Raw genomic sequence first — 23,176 nt, 5'->3', positions numbered from 1 at the left:
TCATTTGTTTTTATGGCTACGTCTGTCATGGTGAACAACAAATGCTAATCATTTAACAAGTGGTTCGTTTTTTTAGCGCTATATTTTTAAACAAGCACATGGAATCGTTAGGTTAAAAATTTAGAATATTTCATTACCTTAGCAGTAAGCTGACCTTAATCAAATCAATTCCTATTTTAAGGCGGGTTTTGGGAACAGAATTAATCAAATAATTCTTTTTAAAAATAGATACCTAAAAAATTTAAGCATATGAAAATCAATAAAGATTCTTTTAAAAGCGCCCTATCAGTACAAAATCGTAAATTAAACATCATCAGTTTAGAAAAAGTGGCGGAGACATATCCGCGTATACGACAGTTGCCGTTTTCAATTCGTATTCTGTTAGAAAATGCTTTGAGGAATTTTGATGGATTTCTGATAAACGATGAACATATTGAAAACCTGATACAATGGGATCCTAAAGGAAGCGATGCATCAGTGCCCTTTAAGCCTGCACGCGTATTGATGCAGGATTTTACAGGGGTGCCCGCTGTGGTTGATATTGCTGCGATTCGTTCTGAGGCCATCCGAAAAGGTAAGGATGGTTCCAAAATCAACCCTAAAGTACCCGTAGATTTGGTTATCGATCACTCCGTGCAAGTCGATTTTTTTGGTACCGATTATGCTTATAGAAAAAATGTAGAGTATGAATATAAACGCAATAGCGAACGATATGAATTGTTAAAATGGGCTCAAAATGCGTTTGATGATTTTACCGTCGTGCCCCCCGGAATGGGGATTTGCCATCAGGTTAACCTTGAGTATCTGGCAAAGGGCGTTGTTGAACGCGACGGTTGGGCGTATCCCGATACCTTGGTGGGAACCGACTCGCACACCCCTATGGTGAACGGCATTGGAGTGGTAGGATGGGGTGCCGGAGGTATTGAGGCCGAAGCGGCTTTATTGGGGCAACCAATTTATTTCTCCATGCCGAAAGTTATCGGGCTGCAGCTCAAAGGAAAACTTCCCGAAGGTATTACAGCTACCGATATGGTGCTTGAAATTACAAACCGACTGCGCAAATACGGTGTAGTGGGCGATTTTGTTGAGGTTTTTGGCGATGGCTTGGACTATTTATCGGTGCCAGACCGTGCTACCATTGCTAATATGTCGCCTGAATTCGGTTGTACCATTACGTATTTTCCAATTGACGACCAAACCCTAAGATATATGGTTAAAACCAACCGCGATCAAGCACAGGTCGATTTGGTGGAGCAGTATTGCAAAAACAACCTTCTATGGCGAACCGGCGATGAGAAAATGGAATACTCCGATGTGGTTACGGTGGATTTATCAACTTTGGAACCCTCGGTTGCCGGACCAAAACGCCCGCAAGATAAAATTAGGGTCAAAGATTTAAAAGTACAATTTGGAAGCCTGTTAAAAGATATACACGGTCGGGATTATGTGCCCCTGGAGGAACGTGAGACTTGGTACGGCGAAGGTGGTTCGGGCACCCGTTTCAACCAACGTTTAAAGGATAGAAAAATGGCCGAGGACGTCGAGGTTAAGGTTGAAAATAAAAATGGCGATGCCTTACATTCCGTAAGGATCAGTCAAGAAAATCAGGAATACGCCATTAGCGACGGCTCCATTGTGATGGCTGCCATAACGTCCTGTACAAATACCTCAAACCCTTCGGTTATGTTGGGCGCAGGACTAGTTGCCAAAAAAGCGATAGAAAAAGGGATAGACGTTAAACCTTGGGTGAAAACCTCGTTGGCTCCCGGCTCAAAGGTTGTGACCAATTATTTAAAACGCTCCGGGCTTTTGCAGCACTTGGAAGCATTGAAATTTCATGTGGTGGGCTACGGTTGTACGACTTGTATAGGAAATTCGGGGCCGCTGGCCCCTCATATCGAAAAAGCCATTGACGAATGCGATTTGGTGGCTGCTTCGGTGTTAAGTGGAAATAGGAATTTTGAGGCAAGGATTCATCCTAAGATACAAATGAATTTCTTGACATCGCCCATGTTGGTGGTTGCCTATGCCATTGCTGGTAGGGTGGACATCAATTTAATGGAAGATCCGCTGGCCCAGGATGCTAACGGACGCGATGTTTTTTTAAAGGATATTTGGCCAACCCAAGAAGAAATTCAAAATGCTATTGAAAGTGCCACCACCAAAGAAGATTACGCAAAAGAGTACAGCGTAATTTTTGATGGGGAAGAGCAATGGCAGAACCTGCCCGCACCAACTGGATTGGATTATGAGTGGAAAGACAATTCCACCTATATCAAAGAAATTCCATTCTTTAAAGATATTAGTGTGACGCCAGAACCTTTGCGAAACATTCAAAAAGCAAGAGTGCTTATGAATTTAGGAGATTCGGTGACCACTGATCACATTTCGCCAGCAGGTTCCTTTTCCGAAGATAGCGCTGCGGGTCAATACTTAAAATCCAAGGGCATTGAGCGTGCCATGTTCAACTCGTACGGCTCCCGCAGAGGTAACCATGAAGTGATGATGCGCGGTACTTTTGCCAATGTGTATATTAAAAATAAAATTGCCACAAAACAAGGCGGATATACCACTTATTTTCCTGAAAACGAAGAGTTAAATGTTTATGACGCCGCCATGAAATATATGAAGACCGATACGCCATTGATCGTATTGGCAGGTAGCGAATACGGATCGGGTTCATCACGAGACTGGGCTGCAAAGGGTGCCAGTTTATTGGGTGTAAAAGCGGTTATTGCTAGTTCTTACGAGCGTATTCACCGTTCCAATTTGGTAGGTATGGGCGTACTGCCTTTAAAATTCAAACAAGGCGAAGATGCCGATAAACTTGGTTTAAGCGGGAAAGAACACATAGCAATTTCGGGAATAGAAGAAGGGTTAAAACCAGGCAAGGAACTAACGGTAACCGCCACAAAAGAAGACGGTTCTGAAACTACATTTAAAGTGATAACACGTTTGGATTCAGCCATCGAAATCGAGTATTTAAAACACGGTGGGATTTTACAATATGTGTTAAGGCAGTTTTTAGAAGTATAATTTAATCATCACAAATACTATAAAAATGCGCAGTTCTATAAATAAGGGAGTCATAGCTACGTCGGACAGACAGATTACCTTGTACTATAATTCCAGATCCCGAATAGGAAAACAGGCATTGGCATACGCCAAAACACATGGGCTTCCTATCGAGGAAGTAGATATTTTAAAAACGCCGCTCACTGGCACTCAAATTACCGAGTTGGCTGGTCGGTTGGGGATTAAAATCAACGAGCTTGTAAATCAAGAACACTACAAATACAGAAAAAAATTTACGGCTAAATGTTTCTCTTCAGAAGACTGGATAACCATGATACAGAACCATCCCGAAATCATGAAACAGCCCATAGCGTTGCGAGGCGAACGAACTGTTTTGGTGAATACGCCAACGGATATTATTCGGATTTAAAATCGATTTGTTGTGATTAAGCAATCCGTTGAAATAACCTTGAAGCATACTTTGAATCGATAAAAACGGAGTGCAAATTTTAATGCATTTAAATACCAACTTCGAAATTGAATAAATTATTGACGCCACACTTTTATGATTGAAACAGAAACAAACCTCCTTGAGCTTATCGAAAATAATGATTGGAAAACAGCAAAACGCTACTTGAATGAGTTGGATGCTAATGAGGTAGTTCGAGTGTTGCAAGATGCGCCAATACGTGAAAAGATAATTCTGTTCAGACTGCTAACAAGAGAGCAAACCAAGAAAGTGTTCAAACTGCTGTCGCCTTCCGACCAAAAGGACATAGTTGAAGCTTTAGGCAGCAAGCCCCAAAAAGTAGCCAATCTTCTTAACGATATTGAACCGGACGACCGAACAACGTTTTTTAAGGAACTGCCAGAACATGTGGCAAAACCCTTGATTCAATTATTGTCGCCTGAAGAACGAAAGATTGCCGACTTACTCTTAAGCTATCCTAAAGACAGTGTAGCTCGATTGATGACCCCGGAATTTGTTGCTATTAAACCCAATTTTTCGGTGGAGACTTCCTTTGAGTACATCCGACAAAACGGACGCAATTCGGAAACTTTAAATGTGATTTATATTGTAGACCACGAGGGTAAAATGATTGATGATATCAGGATAGGAGCCTTACTTCTGGCATCACCAAAACAACTGGTGGAAGAATTGATGGATTATCGTTTTGTGGCTCTAAACGCGATGGACGACCAGGAAACCGCCGTAAAGTTATTTAAGACCTATGATAGGGTGGCATTGCCTGTGGTTAACGAGCAAGGGGTGCTGTTGGGCATTGTAACCTTCGATGATATTATGGATGTGGATGAACAAGAATCTACAGAAGATTTCCATAAATTCGGCTCTATTCAAAGCGCCATAACCGACCCCATAAAGGCGAAGGTTTACGACTTGTATAAAAACCGCATTGTTTGGCTGTTCATTTTGGTTTTTATGAACGTTTTTTCGGGAGCGGCCATGTCTAATTTTGAAGAAGTTATTCAATTGTACGTGCCTTTGGTTTTCTTTTTGCCTCTTTTGATAGATAGCGGCGGAAATGCAGGCTCACAATCGGCGACCCTAATGATACGTTATTTGGCGGTTGGAGGCGTAAAATTGAACGATTGGCATAAATTGGTTGGTAAAGAATTTATCGTATCCTTTTTTTTAGGAATTACTATGGCGGTTGGCGTAGCGGCAGTAGCCAGTTTTAGGGCTCCTGAAATTGTTATTGTCGTGGGGCTGTCCATGATTTTAACGGTAATGATTGGTAGCTTAATTGGTCTGCTTTTGCCATTTATCTTTACAAGGTTAAAGTTAGATCCGGCAACGGCAAGTGCGCCCTTGGTAACCTCATTGTCCGATATTTGTGGCGTAATCATTTACTTTTCCATAGCGTCGTGGTTTTTTGGGTTTTAAAAAAGATGCATGGTAAAAAGCTACAAAATCATTTTATTTTTTGCTTTCCAGTACAGCTTCGTATTGGCTGAAATTCATAAAAAAACAAACAAAAATACAATCATAAACACCTCAGGTTTTTTCAATTTAAAAAAGGAATAACAGCTCTTTTAATAGAAGAAATCATGACAATTAAGATGATTTATATTCTTTTTATCTTCGAGATTTCCGTAATTTGGAACTCAAAATAACCATCACAAACCAATAAAACATACGGATGAATTTAACAATTGAAAACATTCTGCTCGTTGGCTCAATCTTACTTTTTATAAGCATTATTGTTGGGAAAAGCTCTTATAAATTTGGAGTTCCCACATTAATAATCTTTTTAGCCATAGGCATGTTGGCGGGTTCCGATGGTATAGGCGGTATCATTTTTAACGACCCCAAAACGGCGCAGCTTATAGGAATTGTTTCACTAAATTTTATTTTGTTTTCTGGAGGGCTCAATACAAATTGGAGCAACATAAAACCTGTTCTTAAAGAAGGCATTGCGTTGTCTACTATGGGCGTTTTGCTCACAGCGCTATCGCTTGGCACATTTGTTTGGCTCGTTACAGATTTTACCATTTACGAAAGTATGTTGTTGGGTTCCATCGTTTCATCCACCGATGCGGCCGCTGTATTTTCAATTTTACGCTCTAAAAATCTTGCTCTGAGAACCAATCTGCGTCCAACCTTGGAGCTGGAAAGTGGAAGTAACGACCCCATGGCTTATGTGCTTACCATTATGTTTTTAACCTTGGTAGTCAATCAGGATCAAAGCATTGTGTCTATTTTACCCATGTTTTTTCAACAGATGATTGTGGGCGCTTTTGCCGGTTTCGGTTTTGGAAAACTCAGTAAAATAATCATCAATAAAATAAACCTTGATTTTGAGGGGCTTTACCCTGTATTGGTTATCGCTTTGATGTTTATTACCTTTTCGGCAACCGATTTTGTTGGCGGCAACGGGTTTCTTGCCATTTACATTTGCGCGGTTTTTCTGGGCAATCAAGATTTAATACACAAAAAAACCATTTTAAGAATGTACGATGGTTTGGCGTGGCTTGTGGAAATTGTGTTGTTCCTTACTTTGGGCCTTTTGGTTTTTCCGAAGAAAATCGTGCCATATATTGGTGTAGGATTACTTATATCCTTATTTTTAATAGTCATTGCCCGCCCTTTAGGCGTTTTAATAAGTTTAATCTTTTTTAAGATGAAATTTAGACGGCGACTGTATATTTCTTGGGTAGGTTTGCGCGGTGCGGTGCCCATCGTGTTTGCCACATATCCGTTGTTGGCCGGCGTTGAAAAAGCCGATATAATTTTTAGTATCGTTTTCTTTATCTCTGTAACCTCCATTTTAATACAGGGCACAACCCTTACTATTTTCGCAAAATGGCTGAATGTTGGTATGCCCGAAGAAACCAAAAAGAAAACCGAAATAGACCAGCTCTTGTCAAATCTTCCTAAATCTTCTTTGGAAGAATTTGAGATTTTACCCGACCTTTTTTCAGAAAACAAAAGAATTGTCGATTTAAACTTCCCGAAATCAGCCTTTATTGTCATGATTAAACGCGGTAAAGAATACATTCGACCCGGTGGTTCTACCGAAATTAAAGCAAAAGATATTTTAATGGTTCTGGCGGATAGCGAGGAAGATTACACAAAAGTAAAGGATTGTTTGTACAGGCGCGATACAACAAAAAAGACTGAAGCTTGATAAAACGGGTTGCGTCATTAAATTCCTGATTTTTTTCGGCTTTATATAAATGAAACCGAGCCACACATGGCCTCGTAATTAATCTTTTGATGGATTAGATAAAATATTTAATTTAACGGCACAATAAACCCAGCCTTATATGAATTGGATTTTAATCGGCGAAACCGCATACATACTGTTGGTCGTTTTTGTCATTTTTAGGGTGCTGCGCGATACCCGGAGCAGCACAAAAGCATTGGCTTACATCTTGTTTATTGTATTTGTTCCGTTTTTTGGTATGATTTTTTACTTTTCCGTAGGTATCAATTACAGAAAACGAAAGTTATATTCAAAGAAAATAGTGGAAGACGAACCACTTCGGCAACGCATCAGAAACAGAATGAATGCGTATTCTAAAACCGTGGGTAAATCAGGTTTAACCGCCCATAAAAGTGAAACTTTAATTGAATTTATTCGTCGGTCGAGCAGCAGTCCGTTAACGGCAAACAACGAAGTGAAACTCTTAATAAATGGCGAGGAAAAATTTCCGGAACTGTTAAAGGCTTTGGAAAACGCAACGCATCACATTCATTTTGAATATTATATTTATGAAAATGATATTACCGGAAACCAAGTTGCAGACGTGCTTATAAGAAAAGCAAAAGAAGGTCTTGAAGTACGTTTTATGTACGATGATTTTGGAAGTCATGGCTTAGGAAAACCGTTCATTAAAAAACTACAGGACGCCGGGGTACAAACCGCACCTTTTTATAAAATACGATGGTATGCTTTTGCCAATCGACTTAATTACAGAAACCATAGAAAAATTGTGGTTATCGATGGGATGGTTGGTTTTGTTGGCGGTATTAATATGAGCGATAAATACCGAAACGATTTAAAGGTTGAAAACCATCTGTATTGGCGCGACACCCATTTAATGATTAAGGGGCAAGCCACGGCCTATTTGCAATATTTATTTATGGGCGATTGGAATTTTTGTAGCACAACACCTTTTGAGTATTCCGAAACCTATTTTATTGACAGTACAAAACAAGACATTATTAAACCCGAAGTAGTGCAGATTGCGGCATCGGGACCAGACAGTCAGCAGCCCGTAATTTTTTATTCCCTTTTAGAAGCCATAAGTTCAGCCAAAAAAAGCATATACATTACAAGTCCTTATTTTATTCCAGACGAAAGTTTGATGGATGTTTTAATTATTGCCATTCTCGGCGGATTGGATGTTAAAATTTTAATTCCAGGAGTGTCAGATTCCAAAATGGTTAATGCTGCGGCAAATGCCTATTACACCGAGTTGCTTCAGGTTGGCGCAAAGATTTACAAGTATAACAAAGGATTTGTGCACGCAAAAACTATGGTGATTGATGATGATTTGGCAATTATAGGTTCAGCTAATATGGACTACAGAAGTTTTGACTTGAATTTTGAAGTTAATGCCATGGTTTATAGCAAAAACATTGCAGCAAAACTTACAGAGGCTTTTGAAAATGACTTAAAAGTATCCACATTAATTGATGCGGAAGCATGGTTAAACAGACCAAAGTATATTCATTTATGGGAACGATTGGTACGATTAACATCTCCATTTTTATAACTATTCATAGTGCCTATCGAAATATGAAAAACGCTAAAAGACGGTTTAAAAAGTAATGGCTAGGGTACATTTTTATATATTTATGAAAGCGATTCATTTTATAAACGATCTTTTTTATACAGAAACCCATTGCCAGAACCTTTAAAAAATAATACATGCCCATAGAAAACATACCCGAAATTTATTTTAAAGATTCAAAAGTAAATCCAGACGTGTTTGTTTACGATTTTAAAATGAACAATAATGTGGTAAAAAGCAAAGTCAATTTAAGTATGCACATGTTCAGTTTTTTACAGGTGGGAAAAAAACAGGTGCATTTTGCAGATACTGCCGTGGCGGTAAACAAAAATCAGTCTTTACTTCTTAAAAAAGGAAATTGGTTATGGACAGAATTATTGGATACCGATGCCGTTTATTATTGCAAACTGTTGTTTTTTTCAGAAACTAAACTTTCAGAGTTTTATAACAAACATGTAAATAATTTAGAACCAAGTAAAAATGAGGTTGGCTATTTTGTGATTGAAAACGATAGCTATATCATGTCTTATCTAAATTCATTGGCAACAATAAACGAAGCACCGGCTATCTTTAAGTACAATTTACTTTCGGTAAAATTTGAAGAACTGATGCTGTATCTTATTAATAAATACGGATCTAAATTTGAATTATTTCTACAGTCTTTAATCTCAAAACAAATATCGCCGTTTAAAAAGGTTGTTGAAAACAACGTGTATTCCAATTTAAAGTTAGAGGAAATTGCGTTTTTATGTCATATGAGTTTATCCACTTTTAAACGTCATTTTATCAACGAGTATAAAACGTCTCCCGGAAAATGGTTGCAGGACAAACGGCTATTAAAAGCTAAAGAAATTTTGAAAGAAGGCCAATTAAAAGCTTCGGATATTTATTTAGATTTTGGCTACAATAACCTTTCTAATTTTAGTATTGCTTTTAAGAATAAATTTGGTGTTAGTCCAACAGATATTACCAATTGAGCATGTATACCATATATAAAAACAGCTATAGCACCCGTTAACTAGCTTGTTAAAGGAAATGTATTTTTTTTGTATGAAAAATATGTATATTTTGTATCATAGTAAAGATTGTAAGAATATAGTTAAAACTCGAATCTAATAATTTAGATGTAGCCTAAACCTTTTCAAAAAACCACTTATTTAGCCTGAAAAATATCAAAAAAAAAAGAACATTTAATCTACGTTGTTTAGTGACTCTTTTTTATATCATTAATTATAATCATCATTTTTTACTTTTCTAAATTTAAGTGTTTGAGTCACTAAACATGGCTTGTATATGAAATATTTGACCCTTAAAACCAAAACAAGTCTAAAATTTAAAGTAACTTTGTTACCAATACGGTCCCAAATCTTTTTTAAGGTTTTTACTACTACCACTCATGATTATTAGTAAGCGCTTGATAGTTATTGTTTTAACTCTTATTTTAGGAGGAGTATTGCTTCAGCAATTCATTTCTTCATACCAAGAATTAGAGCGAAAAAAAATACAAGATAAATTAGAGAAAACACATTCGGACGCCATGATTAGAGCGAAAGCAGGAATTGACGTCTATGCCGCTTTAGTTTCTTCCTTAAAAAGTCATTTAAAAAACACTCCAACTTTTCCTACTGAAATTGAGTTACAAAAGTATTTGAACGATTTACTTGGTGAAATTAAATTTAACGATTCAATAGTCGTAAGTTATATGGATACAAACCATGTTTTTAAGTATGTTTTAACTCCAAAAACAATTGATGCACCAGGGCTTAAGGGAGTTTCTTTAAAAGGGCTTCTTGATAAAGAGAGAATAAAGGCCTTAGATAAGCTTATGACCACTGATAATATACGCATCTTTACGCCAATTAATCTTAGAGAGGGATGGGTTGGGTTTCCATTTAATTTTACAGTTCATGATAAGCAAAATAATGTTTTGGGTTATATGGCCCCAGTAATTAACGCTAAATATCTATTAGACTATTTTTATGAAGAGACTTCCAAACAAGAGTTTGTACACAAATTTATTGTAAAGGATACAGTTGATTTAACAAGGGAAGTGGTTTACAATAAAACCAAGATTTATAATAATAACAGAGACCCAGAATATTATAAGAATTTTAAAATTTCTGAGGATGACTTTATTTATTCCAACATCAATGTTTTTGGTTTAAATTTAAAAATAGGAAGTGCCTACAAAGAAAAAACTGAAATTTCAAATACAATAGTCTACTTAGCTTATTTATGGTACTTTATTATTTCTTTAGCGATCATAATAATCTTTTATCTTTTTTTAAAAAACAAAACATTAAATAGAAATTTAAATCTTGCAAACACTCAAATTAAAACCAAAAACACTGAATTAGAAAAAAGCCTATTTAAAATAGAAACCCTTATTAAAGAAATACACCATAGAGTTAAAAATAATATGCAAATGATTTCTGGAATATTAAGTTTGCAACAAGAAGAAAGCAATGATGAAGCTGTTAAATCTGCGCTAGAGCAAAGTAAATCCAGGATACATTCTATGGCCTTAGTACATGAAAAACTATATGGAAGTGTTTCTCTTAAGGATATCAAAACAAAAGAATATACCAAACAGCTATTAGATTTCGTGGAAGAAATTATAGGTGTGAAGGATTTAAATTTAGAAAAGACCGTTAAAATAGATGATGATTTAATCTTTGATGGCGATACCACATCAAACCTTGGACTAATTCTTAATGAATTAGTAACCAACTCTTTTAAGCATGCTTTTAAAATGGATAAAATAAATTCTTTAGAAATTTCTATTTTAAAGAAAAATGATCACTACCTTTTGGTCTACTCAGATAGTGGCCCAGGACTTCCTGAAAATTATAATTTTGAGGCTTCTGAATCTTTAGGGATGCAACTCATTTTAATTTTGGCAGATCAACTAAATGGAGAAATGAACTATTCAAATGATGGCAAAAGCACTTTTAAAATACAATTTAAACCCATTGAGGTTAGTTTTTCTGATTAATTAAGTATATGGATAACCTCCTATTAATTATAAGTGAAGTCATTTCAATTATGGGTTTGCAAAATATTATTAATCAGAGAGAATCCTATGTTTAAAAGCAACATGTCTACCATATAGTTCTGATTTTTGAATAATAAATTCCGAATCTAGAAAAGCATTAGATTTTAATATTGGCTACAACAACCTTTCTAATTTTAGTATTGCTTTTAAGAATAAATTCGGATTCAATCCGAGTGAAATAACGACGTAATTTATTTTTATAGTTTTAAATTTTGACCTTACTTCATAAGTTGTTGAGCTGATTTAGTAACTCGTTACCTAAATTCTCAACCTATATTTGCATCAGAATAATAACAATACTAAAACAAAAATTATGAATATTACATTAGAACAGGCAGAAAAAGCAATTGCAGCAGCAAAACAAAAATCTACTGCAATAGATACTAAAATGAATATTGCCATTGTTGATGTAGGTGCAAATTTAGTGGCATTTGGAAGAATGGATGGTGCATGGTTAGGCTCATTGGATATTTCAATAAAAAAAGCTAAAACAGCACGTTATTTTGATATGAATACTGGAATTATTGGCGAATTATCGCAACCAGGTGGTTCTTTATATAACATAGAGCATTCCAATAATGGATTGATTACGTTTCCCGGAGGTATTCCAATAAAAAACGCGAAAGGCGAAATAATAGGAGCCATTGGCGTAAGTGGAAGCTCGGTTGAAAACGATCATACCGTTGCAGAAGCTGGAGCAACAGCCATCTAAAAGCATACTAATTAACATAGTAAGAGGATAATTAGTATTAATTATCCTCTTTTTTTTTGAATATAAATTGAACACAGTTTATTGAAAAAAGTAAGTAACACCTTTAGATTATGAAAGCAGTACAACATATAGCATACAATGAAATTTCAGAAAGCATCAAATTTTCTGATATTGAAAAGCCAACCATCAACAAGAATGAAGTCTTAGTTGAAACTTATGCGGCGAGTGTAAATCCGTTAGACATTAAAGTGATTACCGGTAAATTAAAAATGCGCAGAAACTACACTTTGCCGGCTACAATGGGATACGATGTAAGCGGTAAAATTATAGAAAAAGGTGAAGCTATTACCAATTTCAATATTGGAGATGAGGTATATGCCTATGTAGATACGCAAGGCACTTTTGCAGAGTACGTTTCAATAAAACAAAACATTGTAAGCTTAAAACCAAAGAACACAACCTTTGAGGAAGCGGCAAGTTTGCCATTGGTTAGCCTTACCGCTACACAAGCATTGCGACGAGGTAAGCTTAAATCTGGCGATAAAATATTAATCCATGCGGGCTCAGGCGGTGTGGGGTCGGTAGCAATCCAAATGGCAAAAACATTAGGCGCTTATGTTTACACAACCACAAGTACCGATAACGTACAATGGGTAAAAGCACTGGGAGCAGATCGTGTCATTGACTATAAAACCGAAGACTACAAAACCATTGTAAAAGATGTTGATATGGTTTTAGACACACTTGGAGATGATTATACCGAAGATGCCTTTAAAGTGATTAAAAAAGGCGGAAAAGTAATAACCCTGGTTGGTCCGGTTGATAAAGAAACTGCAAACAGAATGAAATTGAACTTTTTTGCCAAAACCTATTTAGCTTGGAAAAGAAGGAAGATAACAAAGCGAATTTCTGAAAAAGCGGCATACTATAGTCTCGTACTTTTACGCCCCAATTCGAGACAGCTTAATGAAATTACAAAATTGGTAGAATCGGAAAAAATTAAAACCAATATTGAAAAGGAATACCCTTTTAAAGATACATTAAATGCTGTGCTTCATGTGGCAAACGGACGAACCAAAGGGAAGGTGGTTATTAAAATTAAATAAATCATGAGTAGAGGATTTGTAAAAGAAGAAGATCAAGAGGAGATACCAATTGTACCTCCCAGAGCCGATTTGCCTGAAGGTGTAATCAATTACGTCACACAGGTTGGCATGCAAGCGCTTTTAAACGAAAAAAAGGAGCTTATAAATGACTTGGAACATCTGGATACTACCAATGAAAACGAAAGACGAATTGCAACAAATCACATAAATGCGAAATTGCAATTGCTGAATCAGAGAATTTCAACGGCCAAAATAATTGACTTGGAAACACAACCACAGGATGAAATTCGATTTGGTGCAACCATTACGCTTAAAATCGATGCTGTAAAAGATGTTCAAAAATACCAGATTGTTGGCGTTGATGAGGCCGATATTTCCAAAGGAAAAATTTCCTTTGTGTCGCCAATAGCGAAAATATTGACTCATAAAAAGGTTGGCGACAAAGCCATTTTAAAACTGGCAAACGCAGAACGGGTTTTTGAAATTTTGGACATAGCCTACATCAAAAAATAAGCCCATATTAAGGCAAATTGAAACTTGTTTTTGGAAAAAAACGAGAACCCTTTTAGCCTAACGAAAACACCATAATTACAAGGCTGGTTTTTGTTTGTTTTTTCAGTCAAAACTGATATGTGTCATCCTTATTTAGAAAAAATAAGCTTATATTTGAGATTAATCGAAAAACATAAAAAAACATGAAAAATTTAGTAGGAATAGATAGAAAAAAAGCTGAGAAATTAGTAGTTGAGCTGAATATTTTATTGGCGGATTATGAGATTTTCTATCAAAATTTAAGGGGATTCCATTGGAATATTAAAGGCAAGGAATTTTTTGAATTGCACGATAAATTTGAAGAACTATACAACGATGCCTTTGTGAAAATTGACGAAATAGCAGAACGTATTTTAACGCTTGAAGGCGAGCCTTTGCACACGTATACCGATTATCTTAAAACAACCGAAATACAAGAAGCAAAAAGCGTTGCAGACGGCAACAAATGTGTGGAAATTATTGTAAAGAATTTTTCGACTTTAATAACTAAGGAACGTCTCATTTTATCGCTTGCTGCAGATGCAGATGATGAAGGAACGGTAAGCCTGATGAGCGATTACATTTCTGAAACCGAAAAAACACTTTGGATGCTGAATTCTTATTTAAAATAGTATTTAAAAATACAAAACACGAAGTACCAAATATTGGTTTTTTATTCTGAAAACCAAATTGTTAAACACATAAATTGAAATATCATGAAATTACTTAAAAGTATTTTAGTTGCCATCGACTTTACGGAGTCTTCTGATCACGTTTTGAAAAACTCCATAAGTTTTGCCAAAACTTTCAAATCTAAAATCACGCTTATCCATATTTTACCTGATGATATTGACAATGAAAAAGTGAGCCTTCTGCTTAAAACAGCTGCAACTACAAAGTTGAATGAGATAAACCAAAGTATCACCAATGAAGGTCTTGAAACAGGCACTCCAATTTTAGAGTACGGAAATTATTGCGATAAGGTTGTTGGCGCTGCAGACCATATTAATGCTAATTTATTAATAGTTGGCTCTGGTAATAAGTTAAAGGATGATGCTTTTCAATTAGGTAGCACAGCAGAAAAAATTATCAGAAAAAGTAACAAACCGGTTTTTGTTGTAAAAGATGGTCAAACACTGGATATTAAAAATATAATTTGTCCGGTAGATTTTTCCAAAGAATCCAGCCATGCCCTGAACAGTGCCATTATCATATCCCGAATGGTAGATGCGAAGTTGGTAATTCTTAGCGTATATCCGTACTTTAAGTACAATTTCTCAAAACTTGATGCCGCCCAAATAAATGAAGCCAGACATTTGGAGCACGAAAAAGAGTTCAAAGCATTTTTAGAAGACTTTAATTTAATAGATTTAAATTACGAGACCCAAGTTATGGGTGGCGACCCTTCGGAAAAGATTCTTAAATCCATTAAGAAAAATAAATCGGATTTGCTTATTATGGGCACCACGGGAAAATCTGGTATCAGTAAGATATTAATGGGCAGCGTTACCGAAAAGGTAATCAGGGAAGTACCCTGCTCGTTCATTACTTTAAAAGACGAAGATGTGGTGGTTTTGGAATTGGAGTCTAAAATTCAAGATATTGAAAACCATTACAATCTGGCCCTAAAACTTTTTAAAAACGGCTTTTTTCAAGAATCTATCCAACAGTTTAAAATTTGTTTGGACATTAATTTTATGCACATACCTTCCTTAAAAGGCATTGCCGAAGTTTATGAAAAGTTGGGAGATACCGATAACACCAAAAAGTACAAAGAAATGGCGGAGCGCGTTTTGGAACGTATTGAGAATATGAGAATTGAAAATGAAGTGCGTAAACAAATAAAACGCTAAAATCAATTACAAATTTAAAAAAGAGGCTGTCTGAAAAGTCATTTGAATTTAATTTGCAGGTTGTGCCTGTTGAAACTAATCTTGATAATCTAAAGTCAAAATATTTCGACAAGCTCAATATAACAACGAATTCGACTTTTCCGACAGCCTCTTTTTATTGCTTAACCGCGAGGTCTATTTCATTTTAATCCGTTCGGAATTTATATCTTTTGCAACCCCATATATACTCTCGTTTTTATTGGTTAATTTACTAACCCTTAATTCGTTTTAGTAAAAAATATCTCGAATAAATTGTATGTTTGTTTTAAAACCATTTTAGACATTACGCATAAATCATTAATAAAACAGCACCTGCAAATAGTTTGTTTATCAAATGGATTGCTGTGATTACAAGTAAAATTTAAACACCAAACATAATGTCCGTATTGAATTTTATGGTACTCTTTTAAGGTAAATTGAAAACATATTAAATATGATAGAATTTTTAGAAACCTATAAACAAACTATTATTTACGGTGTAATAGTCATCGCTGTAATTATAGTTTTGCGCATATTAACCAATAAACTACACCATTGGCTCTCCAAAGAAAAGCAGAGAAAGTTCCCGGGAGAACCTTCAAAACCTTTAAATGTTTTAAAACGTATTCTCAATACATTATGGGTTGTTTTGGGTTTAATTGCTTTAACTTTCCTAATCGTAGATGAAACCCAGCAAAGCATGTTGGCCAACGAATTTAAAACCGCACTCCATATAGGTGTGGTTTTGGCACTTACCGTAATAGCGGCCTCAACTTCCAATATGTGGTTTAAATACGACATTAAAAAAAAGATAGAAAACGAACAAGATCCAACCAGTTTTCAGTTTTTACGATACGTTGTCCTTGTCGTAATTTATTTTGTTGGCATTCTGCTGTGTCTCTTGGCTTTTCCTTCGCTTAAAGGGGTTGCCCAAACGGCTTTAGGAGGCGCAGGTGTTATGGCGCTTATTGCGGGACTTGCGGCACAAGAGGCCTTGGCAAATATTATAGGCGGTTTGTTTATTATTACCTTTAAGCCTTTTAAAGTTGGTGACCTCGTTAAAGTTACAGACACGATGGTGGGTAGGGTTGTAGACATTACACTGCGGCATACCGTTATTCGTAATTTTGAAAATAAGATGATTGTTATTCCAAATGCTATAATCAATAAGGAAAAACTCATAAATTATGATATGGGCGAACTTAAATGTTGCGAACGTATAGAAATTGGAATCTCGTACGACAGTGATGTTGATTTGGCTAAAAAAATCATGCAAGAAGAATGTGAAAACCATCCGTTGATTTTAGACAATCGGACAGAAGAGGATATACAAGAGGGCAAACCCATAGTAAGAACTGCATTGGTAAAACTTGATGACTTCTCAGTAATCATAAGGGCTTGGACTTGGGAAAGAAGTTATAGCGATAGTTTTCAACTTAAAGTTGATGTACTGGAAAGTATAAAAAAACGCTTTGAAAAGGAAGGGATTGAAATCCCGTTCCCGTACAGAACCATTGTTATGAAAAACAACAAAGATTAATTTGGGTTAAGCATCCAATTTAAAAAAGAATTTAAAGCTCGTTATCATAAGATTTTTTAATTAACTCAGCTTTACAATTAATCTCAAGTGTTTTGTAAATATTTTTGATGTGGCTTCTTACGGTATCGAGCGAAACAAACAAATCGTCTGCAATCATTTTATAACTTTTCCCCGCTACAATACCGGCAACAATCTCAGTTTGTCTTGGCGTTAAAATTGATTTTTTATTGCGTTTTGGGGCATACCTATTTACAATTTTACGAGCTATGGATGGCGACATATACGAGCCTCCATCGTAAACCACCTCAATAGCTTCCTGTATTTTTTTCAAAGGTGTTTTTTTTGATAAATAAGAGCAAGCTCCGGCGCACAAGGCCTTAAAAATACTATCGGCGTCCTCAAATGTTGTAAGCATAATAATATCTGTATTTGGCCACTCATTCAAAATTAAAGGAATGCCTTTAATACCGGACATGCCCAAAAGATTAATGTCCAACAATACAATATCCGGTGTTTTTTTTAAGCGCTTTTGGTCTTTAAGAAACCCTTCAACGGAAGCTGAAATAAGCAAACATTCCATATGTGGTAATACCTCAAAAAAATCCCTGAGACTTTCCTGTACTATGGCATCATCCTCAATAATGGCTATGTTTATGTGTTTCATGCCGATGCTACGAATTGTGGGATTTAAAAATAAATATTTATCAGTTATAAAGTTAGGTTTTTAAAACCATTATGCAATCACATTATGATGTGGTTTCTTTTGTTTATTACGATGAGTAATGGCAAGTAACTTTACAAATTAAACGGTAAATTGAGAATAACACCAAAACCATTATCGGTTTTAAAAACTAATTCCGATTTTATATCCTCTGCTCGCAGCTGCATATTAGACAGCCCCAATCCGGTAGATTTATAACACGCTTTCTTGCTTCCGTTGTCTTTTATGCTAAACTCACAAATTTTATAATGGTTTGTGATGGCTATGGTTACATGTGTCGCATCGGAATGGCGAATAATATTCGTGATAGCTTCCTTATAGATTAAAAAAATATTTTGTTTTACCTGGGCCCTTAGTTTCCGGTTTGGGTATTTTACCGATGCACTCTCCATGGTGAACGAAATCCCTTTGGGCAACAACAATTCTTCTGCCAATTCTTGCATGCGTTCTATTAAATCGTTGGTTGTTTCGCGCCTGCTATCAATGCTCCAAACCAAATCTCGCATTTGTGAAATGGCCTTTCTGCTGATGCCCGCAATTTTTTGTAATTTGGACTTGTCGGCTTTACTCGCATCCATTTCCATAAGTTCGGTTTGCATGGCCAAACCAGAAAGTAAAGAGCCTACATCGTCGTGCAGGTCTCTGGAAATTTTAGAGCGAAGCCGTTCCATGGCTATGGCTTGCTGGAATCGATATCTGAAAATAGCATACATAATACCAATAATTACCAATAATACGAGTGCTATAAACCACCATTTTTTATAAAATATCTGCTTAACCGTTATGGGGATGGATAACATGGATGCGCTCTCGTTTCCTCTAGAGTCCTTGCCTTTAATTTTTAGTTGATAATCACCAGCGGGCAATAAATTGTAGCGTATGGATGATGCACTGCCTTGGTAAAACCAACGGTCGTCAAAACCTTCCAACATGGTGCTGTACGTGTTTTTTTGATTTTGAAAGTAACTGGGCATGGTCCAACTGATTTCAAAATACTGGTCATAAGGTGATGCCGTAAAGGTTTGGAGTTCTTTTTGGGCATAATCAAAGGTAAAACTCTTTTTTGTTTTGCTGTTGTAGCCTGAAATCGTTAATAGTTTTAAATCTGGTGGTCTTACGGATTCCTGCAATTCATCAGCATTAAAAACATTAATACCGTTCATGCCACCAAAATAAAACAATCCTTGGCTATCCTTAAAAAATGAAGAATAGTTGAACTCATTATGAGACAACCCATCCTCGGTGTAAAAATTCTGGAATTCCTTGGTGGCTTTATTAAATAACGTGAGTCCGTTGTAGGTGCTAATCCAAAGCTTGTTCTCACCATCTTGTAAAATAGCCACCACATTATCGTTTGGTAAACCGTCGGTTTTTGTATAGGTTAATATTGTTTTTCCATCTGCTGAAATATGACTGAGCCCACCGCCGTAAGTTCCCAGCCACAAGCTGCCGTCGGGGTCTTCTTCAAGACAGAGGACATGGTGCTTGTCCAATTTAGGTGTTGTGTTAGTGTTGAATGATTTTAGGATGTTTCCGTTGAGGTCTATTTTTAATACCCCATCGTTTTTTGTGCCCACCCAAATACTATTTGGGTCATTGCTTTCCTCAAAAAACTGAAGGTCTGCAATATTGGTTTGCTCTGTAATATTCTTAAAAATTAATTGACTTGTTTGAGTTTCAGGATTAAATAAGGTGAGCAAATCCAGAGTGTAACCAAACAATAAACGACCATCTTTTAATTTTAGTAAGGCATTTGGACCATAGATTTTATTGTTAGTGCTGAACTGATCATAGATTTTAGTCTGTCCCGTTTGTAAATCAATTTCAGAAATACCTTTACCAATGGCATAAGCATGCGTTTTTTTGTTGTTTGTAACCAAAAAACTGGCATCGTACATGAGTGAAAATGGTATTCCAGATGTGGTTTTTAGGGGCAAGGAATCGATTTGTCCGTTTTTGCTTTTAAACCAAATTTGATGCTTGCTTTCGCAAAGTGAAAATATACGTCCTTCGGCATCTTCAAAAATGCCTCGCATGGAATTTCCCCAACCTTCTTTTTCTGATTTAAAAAGGTTTGTAAACAACTGTTTCTGGGTTCTTATCTTAAACAAACCGTTATCGGTAGCTACCCAAAGCAAACTGTTTTGGTCGATGTAAAGATTGTTGATTGTAGAATAGTCTAATTTCGATTTAAGTAAAGGGGTGTAATCGCTAAAATTCCCATCGGTATCCATCCGGTACAGGGTTTTATAACCTGCAAACCAGATGTTTTGGTCTTGATCTTCTATAGCATATCTTATAACATCACTCTTATCGAAAACACGTTTTGATGTTTTGGTTGATGCATCGTAAACATTGATGCCGCCTTGAGACGACGGAAAATAATAGTGTGTGTTGCTACTGCTAAAAAACAAGGGCACATAATGAATTATATCGCCATTCCAATCATAAGTATCTAAAATGTGCGATTCCAATAGGTTGCCATCAACCGTATATTTATAAGTGCCGCTTGTTGTTGCCCACCATATAAAATCTTTGGCATCCGAGGTTATTTTGTTAAAACCACGCTTGTACCTATCCATGGCAACCATAACCTTAAAACTCCCATCTACCAGTTTTTGAAGGTATTGTTTGGCAGTTCCTTTTTCAACGTTCCAATAATCATCGGTAACCACCCAAATCGAATTGTCCGGAGCCTTAAAAATATCTAGCACCATGCCTTTTAGGTTGTGGCTTTTATCAAAAGAAAAAATAGAATCGGTTGGTAATTCCAGCTGAAACAATTCGTCGTTAGCTAAAAACCACAGGGCATTGTCGCGCTCGTTATAAAGCAGATTGGACTTTATAAAATCCTCTTCGAGAAAAAACGGGTTTTTTGGATCGCTGGTATAAGCCTTAAAGTTATGTCCATCGTAACGGTTAAGCCCTTGGTTGGTACCAATCCACATTAACCCTTTATCGTCTTGTACAATGTTGGATACATCCCGAAACAACAAACCATCTTCAGTGGTTAATATGTCTATTTGCGATGGGTTTTGGGCATAAACACCCAGGCTTAACAACAGGAAAGTCAATGGCAGAACAAAAACGAGTAGTCTTTTAATGAATTTCAATTGGTTGGTTTTGTTGATAATAGCTTAGTATCAAATATACAAAAAGTTATCAGGCAATTTCACATGAATATGTGGTTGACCGCATTGTTGTAATATAATATCTTGCTTATATCAATTTCTTAAGAGTTCTATTAACCAAAAAATAAAGTATTATGAAACATATTTTAATCACAGGCTGCAGTTCGGGCTTTGGGCTTATGGCTGCCAAACATTTGGCTAAAAAAGGGCATCACGTTTATGCGTCCATGCGTAATGTGAAGGGGAAGAATGCTGATAAGGCTTCAGAGCTATTAGATTATTCCACCTCAAATAACCTTAACATCGACGTGGTTGAAATTGATGTTACCTCAGATGAAAGTGTGAACAAAGCAGTCTCTCAATTGGGTAAGGTAGATGTGCTTATCAACAATGCAGGTCGCGGCTATGGCGGCCCAATTGAATCATTTTCTTCTAAACAGTTTATGGATCAATTGGATTTGAATATTGTGGGTACGTTTAGGGTGGCCAAAGCGGTGTTGCCTAAAATGCGCGCCCAAAATGACGGGCTCATTATCCAGATAAGTTCTATTGCAGGTCGTTGCTGTTCACCTGGTTTTGGTGTTTACCATGCCAGTAAATGGGGGCTGGAAGGCTTAAGCGAATCCATGCGTTACGAATTGGCACCTTTGGGTATTGATGTGGTTATGGTACAGCCGGGGCCTTTTGCTACCGATTTTTTCAATACGGTGATTCCTGCTGAAAACGAAGAAATAGCTAAGGCATATCAGCATGTTGCAGAGTTTAGTGAAGGCTTTGGTAGTCAGGTACAAGCCGCTTTCGAGGACAGCAACGCACCAACCGACCCCATGCTTGTTGTTCAGGCATTTGATGATTTAATCGAGATGCCACATGGCAAGCGGCCTATACGCACTATGGTTGGATTGGATTTTGGTCTGCAAGCCATTAACGAGGTTACAGAACCAATTAGGCAAAGCCTCTTGGGAGTTTTCGATATTACCGATTGGGATGGCCCAAAACGAATGTAGAAAGAAACTAAAAGAAACCGTTGTGCATTTTGAATGGAAAAATGTCAATATGTCAATTCGAGTGATTTTGAGGTACGAAAAATTGTATCGAGAATCAATTTCAAGTTAAAATTCTTATTCTCGATACAAATTTTACTTATTCCAATCGTAAAATTCACTCGAATTGACAGAATTTTTTCAAAATGCACAGCGGGTTAAAAAAACTAAAAGAAAACAGAAATATAATTTTTAACCAATCATTAATTTAAAACCAAACACAATGAAAAAAGTAATTTTAATGCTCATTTTTATGGGCTCAATTTTCGCATTTGCCCAAAAAAAGAACGGAACGGTTTATTTAGAGCATCCAGCTATTGATGTTGTTGAAGCCTACACCAAAGCTTTTGTAAGTGGCGACACCACAAAAATAGCAAGTTTGTTAACCGATGACTTTAAAGCCTATAACGGTCTTTCTACCAACCCGAATGCAAAAGGAAGAGGCAAAGCTTCCTTTATTAAAGGGGCATATCGTTGGTCGCAAGAATTGGATTATTTTTCCATCGCCGATTTCCCTGGGGCTTATCCAGATGCCATTGAGTACAAAAAAGACAATAAAGACGAAGTGGTGTGGGTGCAAACCTGGGATATGCTTAAAGGTGTTCATAGAAAGACCGGAGTGAAATTTTCTTCACCTATGCACCGACTTTTTGTAGTGACAAAAGACACGAAAATTAAAATGATTATCAATTATTTTAACGAGGGCATTTTTAATGAATTAAGACAAAGTTTCACCGACCGAACCAACGGTACCATGTACAACCATCACGATAATATCAATACCGTGCGTAAAGTGGTTTATGCTTTTGAAAATTCAGACTTGGAAAAAGCTTTAGGATTTTTTAGTGAGGATGCTCGGTTTTTTGATATCAATGAAGATTTTGATAAGCCAGACCCCATGGATGTTATAAAAGGAAAGCGTCAGGGATTTCTCGACAGTTTTGAGGTCAAGAATATAGAAATGGTTGGCTATCCGGATTATTTGGAATACGAATTGGGCAACGGCAGGTCTGTGCTGTCATGGTGGAATTTCCACTTGACCAGAAAATCAGATAAAAAAGAAATAAAACTTACCGTACACATGAGTCATGATTTTGATAAAGATGGTGTCATCGTTTCAGAGACCCTTTATTACAACAAAGGCTTATTGGAAAATTAAAAACCATGCAGTGAGGTGATATATTTCACT

Annotated in this window: 17 protein-coding genes; 15 read left to right on the top strand and 2 right to left on the bottom strand. The window is 36.4% G+C overall.

Annotated elements, in window-relative coordinates; genetic code table 11:
* Window positions 1-249: 249 nt before the first annotated feature.
* The 13 genes from RNZ47_RS01000 to RNZ47_RS00940 all read left to right on the top strand — a co-directional run bounded on the left by RNZ47_RS01000 (window position 250) and on the right by RNZ47_RS00940 (window position 17,092).
* Window positions 250-3,036, top strand: coding sequence for an aconitate hydratase (locus RNZ47_RS01000; RefSeq protein WP_311935225.1), 2,787 nt, complete (start codon window positions 250-252; stop codon window positions 3,034-3,036).
* Window positions 3,037-3,061: 25 nt separating this feature from the next.
* Window positions 3,062-3,445, top strand: coding sequence for an arsenate reductase family protein (locus tag RNZ47_RS00995; RefSeq protein ID WP_311935223.1), 384 nt, complete (start codon window positions 3,062-3,064; stop codon window positions 3,443-3,445).
* Window positions 3,446-3,580: 135 nt separating this feature from the next.
* Entirely contained in the window at window positions 3,581-4,921 is a 1,341-nt protein-coding gene (gene mgtE / locus RNZ47_RS00990) for a magnesium transporter (protein WP_311935221.1), read from the top strand.
* Between the two features lie 256 nt (window positions 4,922-5,177).
* Window positions 5,178-6,665 carry a potassium/proton antiporter gene (locus tag RNZ47_RS00985; RefSeq protein WP_311935220.1) on the top strand — a complete coding sequence of 496 codons (1,488 nt, stop codon included), beginning with the start codon at window positions 5,178-5,180 and terminating at the stop codon, window positions 6,663-6,665.
* 139 nt (window positions 6,666-6,804) lie between these two features.
* Window positions 6,805-8,259, top strand: a complete 1,455-nt coding sequence (gene cls, locus RNZ47_RS00980) for a cardiolipin synthase (protein ID WP_311935219.1) — start codon at window positions 6,805-6,807, stop codon at window positions 8,257-8,259.
* Window positions 8,260-8,414: 155 nt separating this feature from the next.
* Complete coding sequence (locus RNZ47_RS00975) at window positions 8,415-9,254, top strand: helix-turn-helix domain-containing protein (protein WP_311935218.1); 840 nt, start codon at window positions 8,415-8,417, stop codon at window positions 9,252-9,254.
* Between the two features lie 419 nt (window positions 9,255-9,673).
* Window positions 9,674-11,272 (top strand): histidine kinase dimerization/phosphoacceptor domain -containing protein, encoded by a 1,599-nt coding sequence (locus RNZ47_RS00970; protein WP_311935215.1) that lies wholly within the window; start codon window positions 9,674-9,676, stop codon window positions 11,270-11,272.
* 373 nt (window positions 11,273-11,645) lie between these two features.
* Window positions 11,646-12,044, top strand: coding sequence for a GlcG/HbpS family heme-binding protein (locus tag RNZ47_RS00965; RefSeq protein ID WP_311935213.1), 399 nt, complete (start codon window positions 11,646-11,648; stop codon window positions 12,042-12,044).
* A gap of 110 nt (window positions 12,045-12,154) precedes the next feature.
* Complete coding sequence (locus RNZ47_RS00960) at window positions 12,155-13,150, top strand: NADP-dependent oxidoreductase (RefSeq protein WP_311935210.1); 996 nt, start codon at window positions 12,155-12,157, stop codon at window positions 13,148-13,150.
* 3 nt (window positions 13,151-13,153) lie between these two features.
* Window positions 13,154-13,663, top strand: coding sequence for a GreA/GreB family elongation factor (locus RNZ47_RS00955; protein ID WP_311935208.1), 510 nt, complete (start codon window positions 13,154-13,156; stop codon window positions 13,661-13,663).
* 182 nt (window positions 13,664-13,845) lie between these two features.
* The gene (locus RNZ47_RS00950; protein ID WP_311935205.1) at window positions 13,846-14,313 is read left to right on the top strand and encodes a Dps family protein; all 468 of its coding nucleotides are present in this window, start codon (window positions 13,846-13,848) and stop codon (window positions 14,311-14,313) included.
* 84 nt (window positions 14,314-14,397) lie between these two features.
* Window positions 14,398-15,534, top strand: coding sequence for a universal stress protein (locus RNZ47_RS00945; RefSeq protein ID WP_311935203.1), 1,137 nt, complete (start codon window positions 14,398-14,400; stop codon window positions 15,532-15,534).
* A 472-nt stretch (window positions 15,535-16,006) separates the two neighbouring features.
* Window positions 16,007-17,092 carry a mechanosensitive ion channel family protein gene (locus tag RNZ47_RS00940; protein ID WP_311935200.1) on the top strand — a complete coding sequence of 362 codons (1,086 nt, stop codon included), beginning with the start codon at window positions 16,007-16,009 and terminating at the stop codon, window positions 17,090-17,092.
* Window positions 17,093-17,123: 31 nt separating this feature from the next.
* Here the strand turns inward: RNZ47_RS00940 and RNZ47_RS00935 are convergent, their stop codons facing one another.
* Together RNZ47_RS00935 and RNZ47_RS00930 are read right to left on the bottom strand one after the other, a co-directional pair.
* Window positions 17,124-17,756 (bottom strand): response regulator, encoded by a 633-nt coding sequence (locus RNZ47_RS00935; RefSeq protein ID WP_311935198.1) that lies wholly within the window; start codon window positions 17,754-17,756, stop codon window positions 17,124-17,126.
* A gap of 131 nt (window positions 17,757-17,887) precedes the next feature.
* Window positions 17,888-20,926 (bottom strand): two-component regulator propeller domain-containing protein, encoded by a 3,039-nt coding sequence (locus RNZ47_RS00930; protein WP_311935197.1) that lies wholly within the window; start codon window positions 20,924-20,926, stop codon window positions 17,888-17,890.
* A gap of 152 nt (window positions 20,927-21,078) precedes the next feature.
* Here RNZ47_RS00930 and RNZ47_RS00925 point away from each other — a divergent pair, with 152 nt between their 5' ends.
* Both RNZ47_RS00925 and RNZ47_RS00920 read left to right on the top strand, forming a co-directional pair.
* Window positions 21,079-21,951, top strand: coding sequence for an SDR family oxidoreductase (locus RNZ47_RS00925; protein ID WP_311935194.1), 873 nt, complete (start codon window positions 21,079-21,081; stop codon window positions 21,949-21,951).
* A 259-nt stretch (window positions 21,952-22,210) separates the two neighbouring features.
* A complete protein-coding gene (locus tag RNZ47_RS00920) occupies window positions 22,211-23,146 on the top strand; it encodes a nuclear transport factor 2-like protein (protein WP_311935192.1) in 936 nt (311 codons plus the stop codon).
* The last annotated feature ends 30 nt before the right edge of the window (window positions 23,147-23,176 follow it).

Origin of the sequence: Hwangdonia seohaensis (assembly GCF_031932625.1) — a bacterium.
Classification (GTDB): Bacteria; Bacteroidota; Bacteroidia; order Flavobacteriales; family Flavobacteriaceae; genus Hwangdonia; species Hwangdonia seohaensis.
Note: the sequence above shows the minus strand (reverse complement) of the source record. Positions and strands in the feature narration are given on the sequence as shown.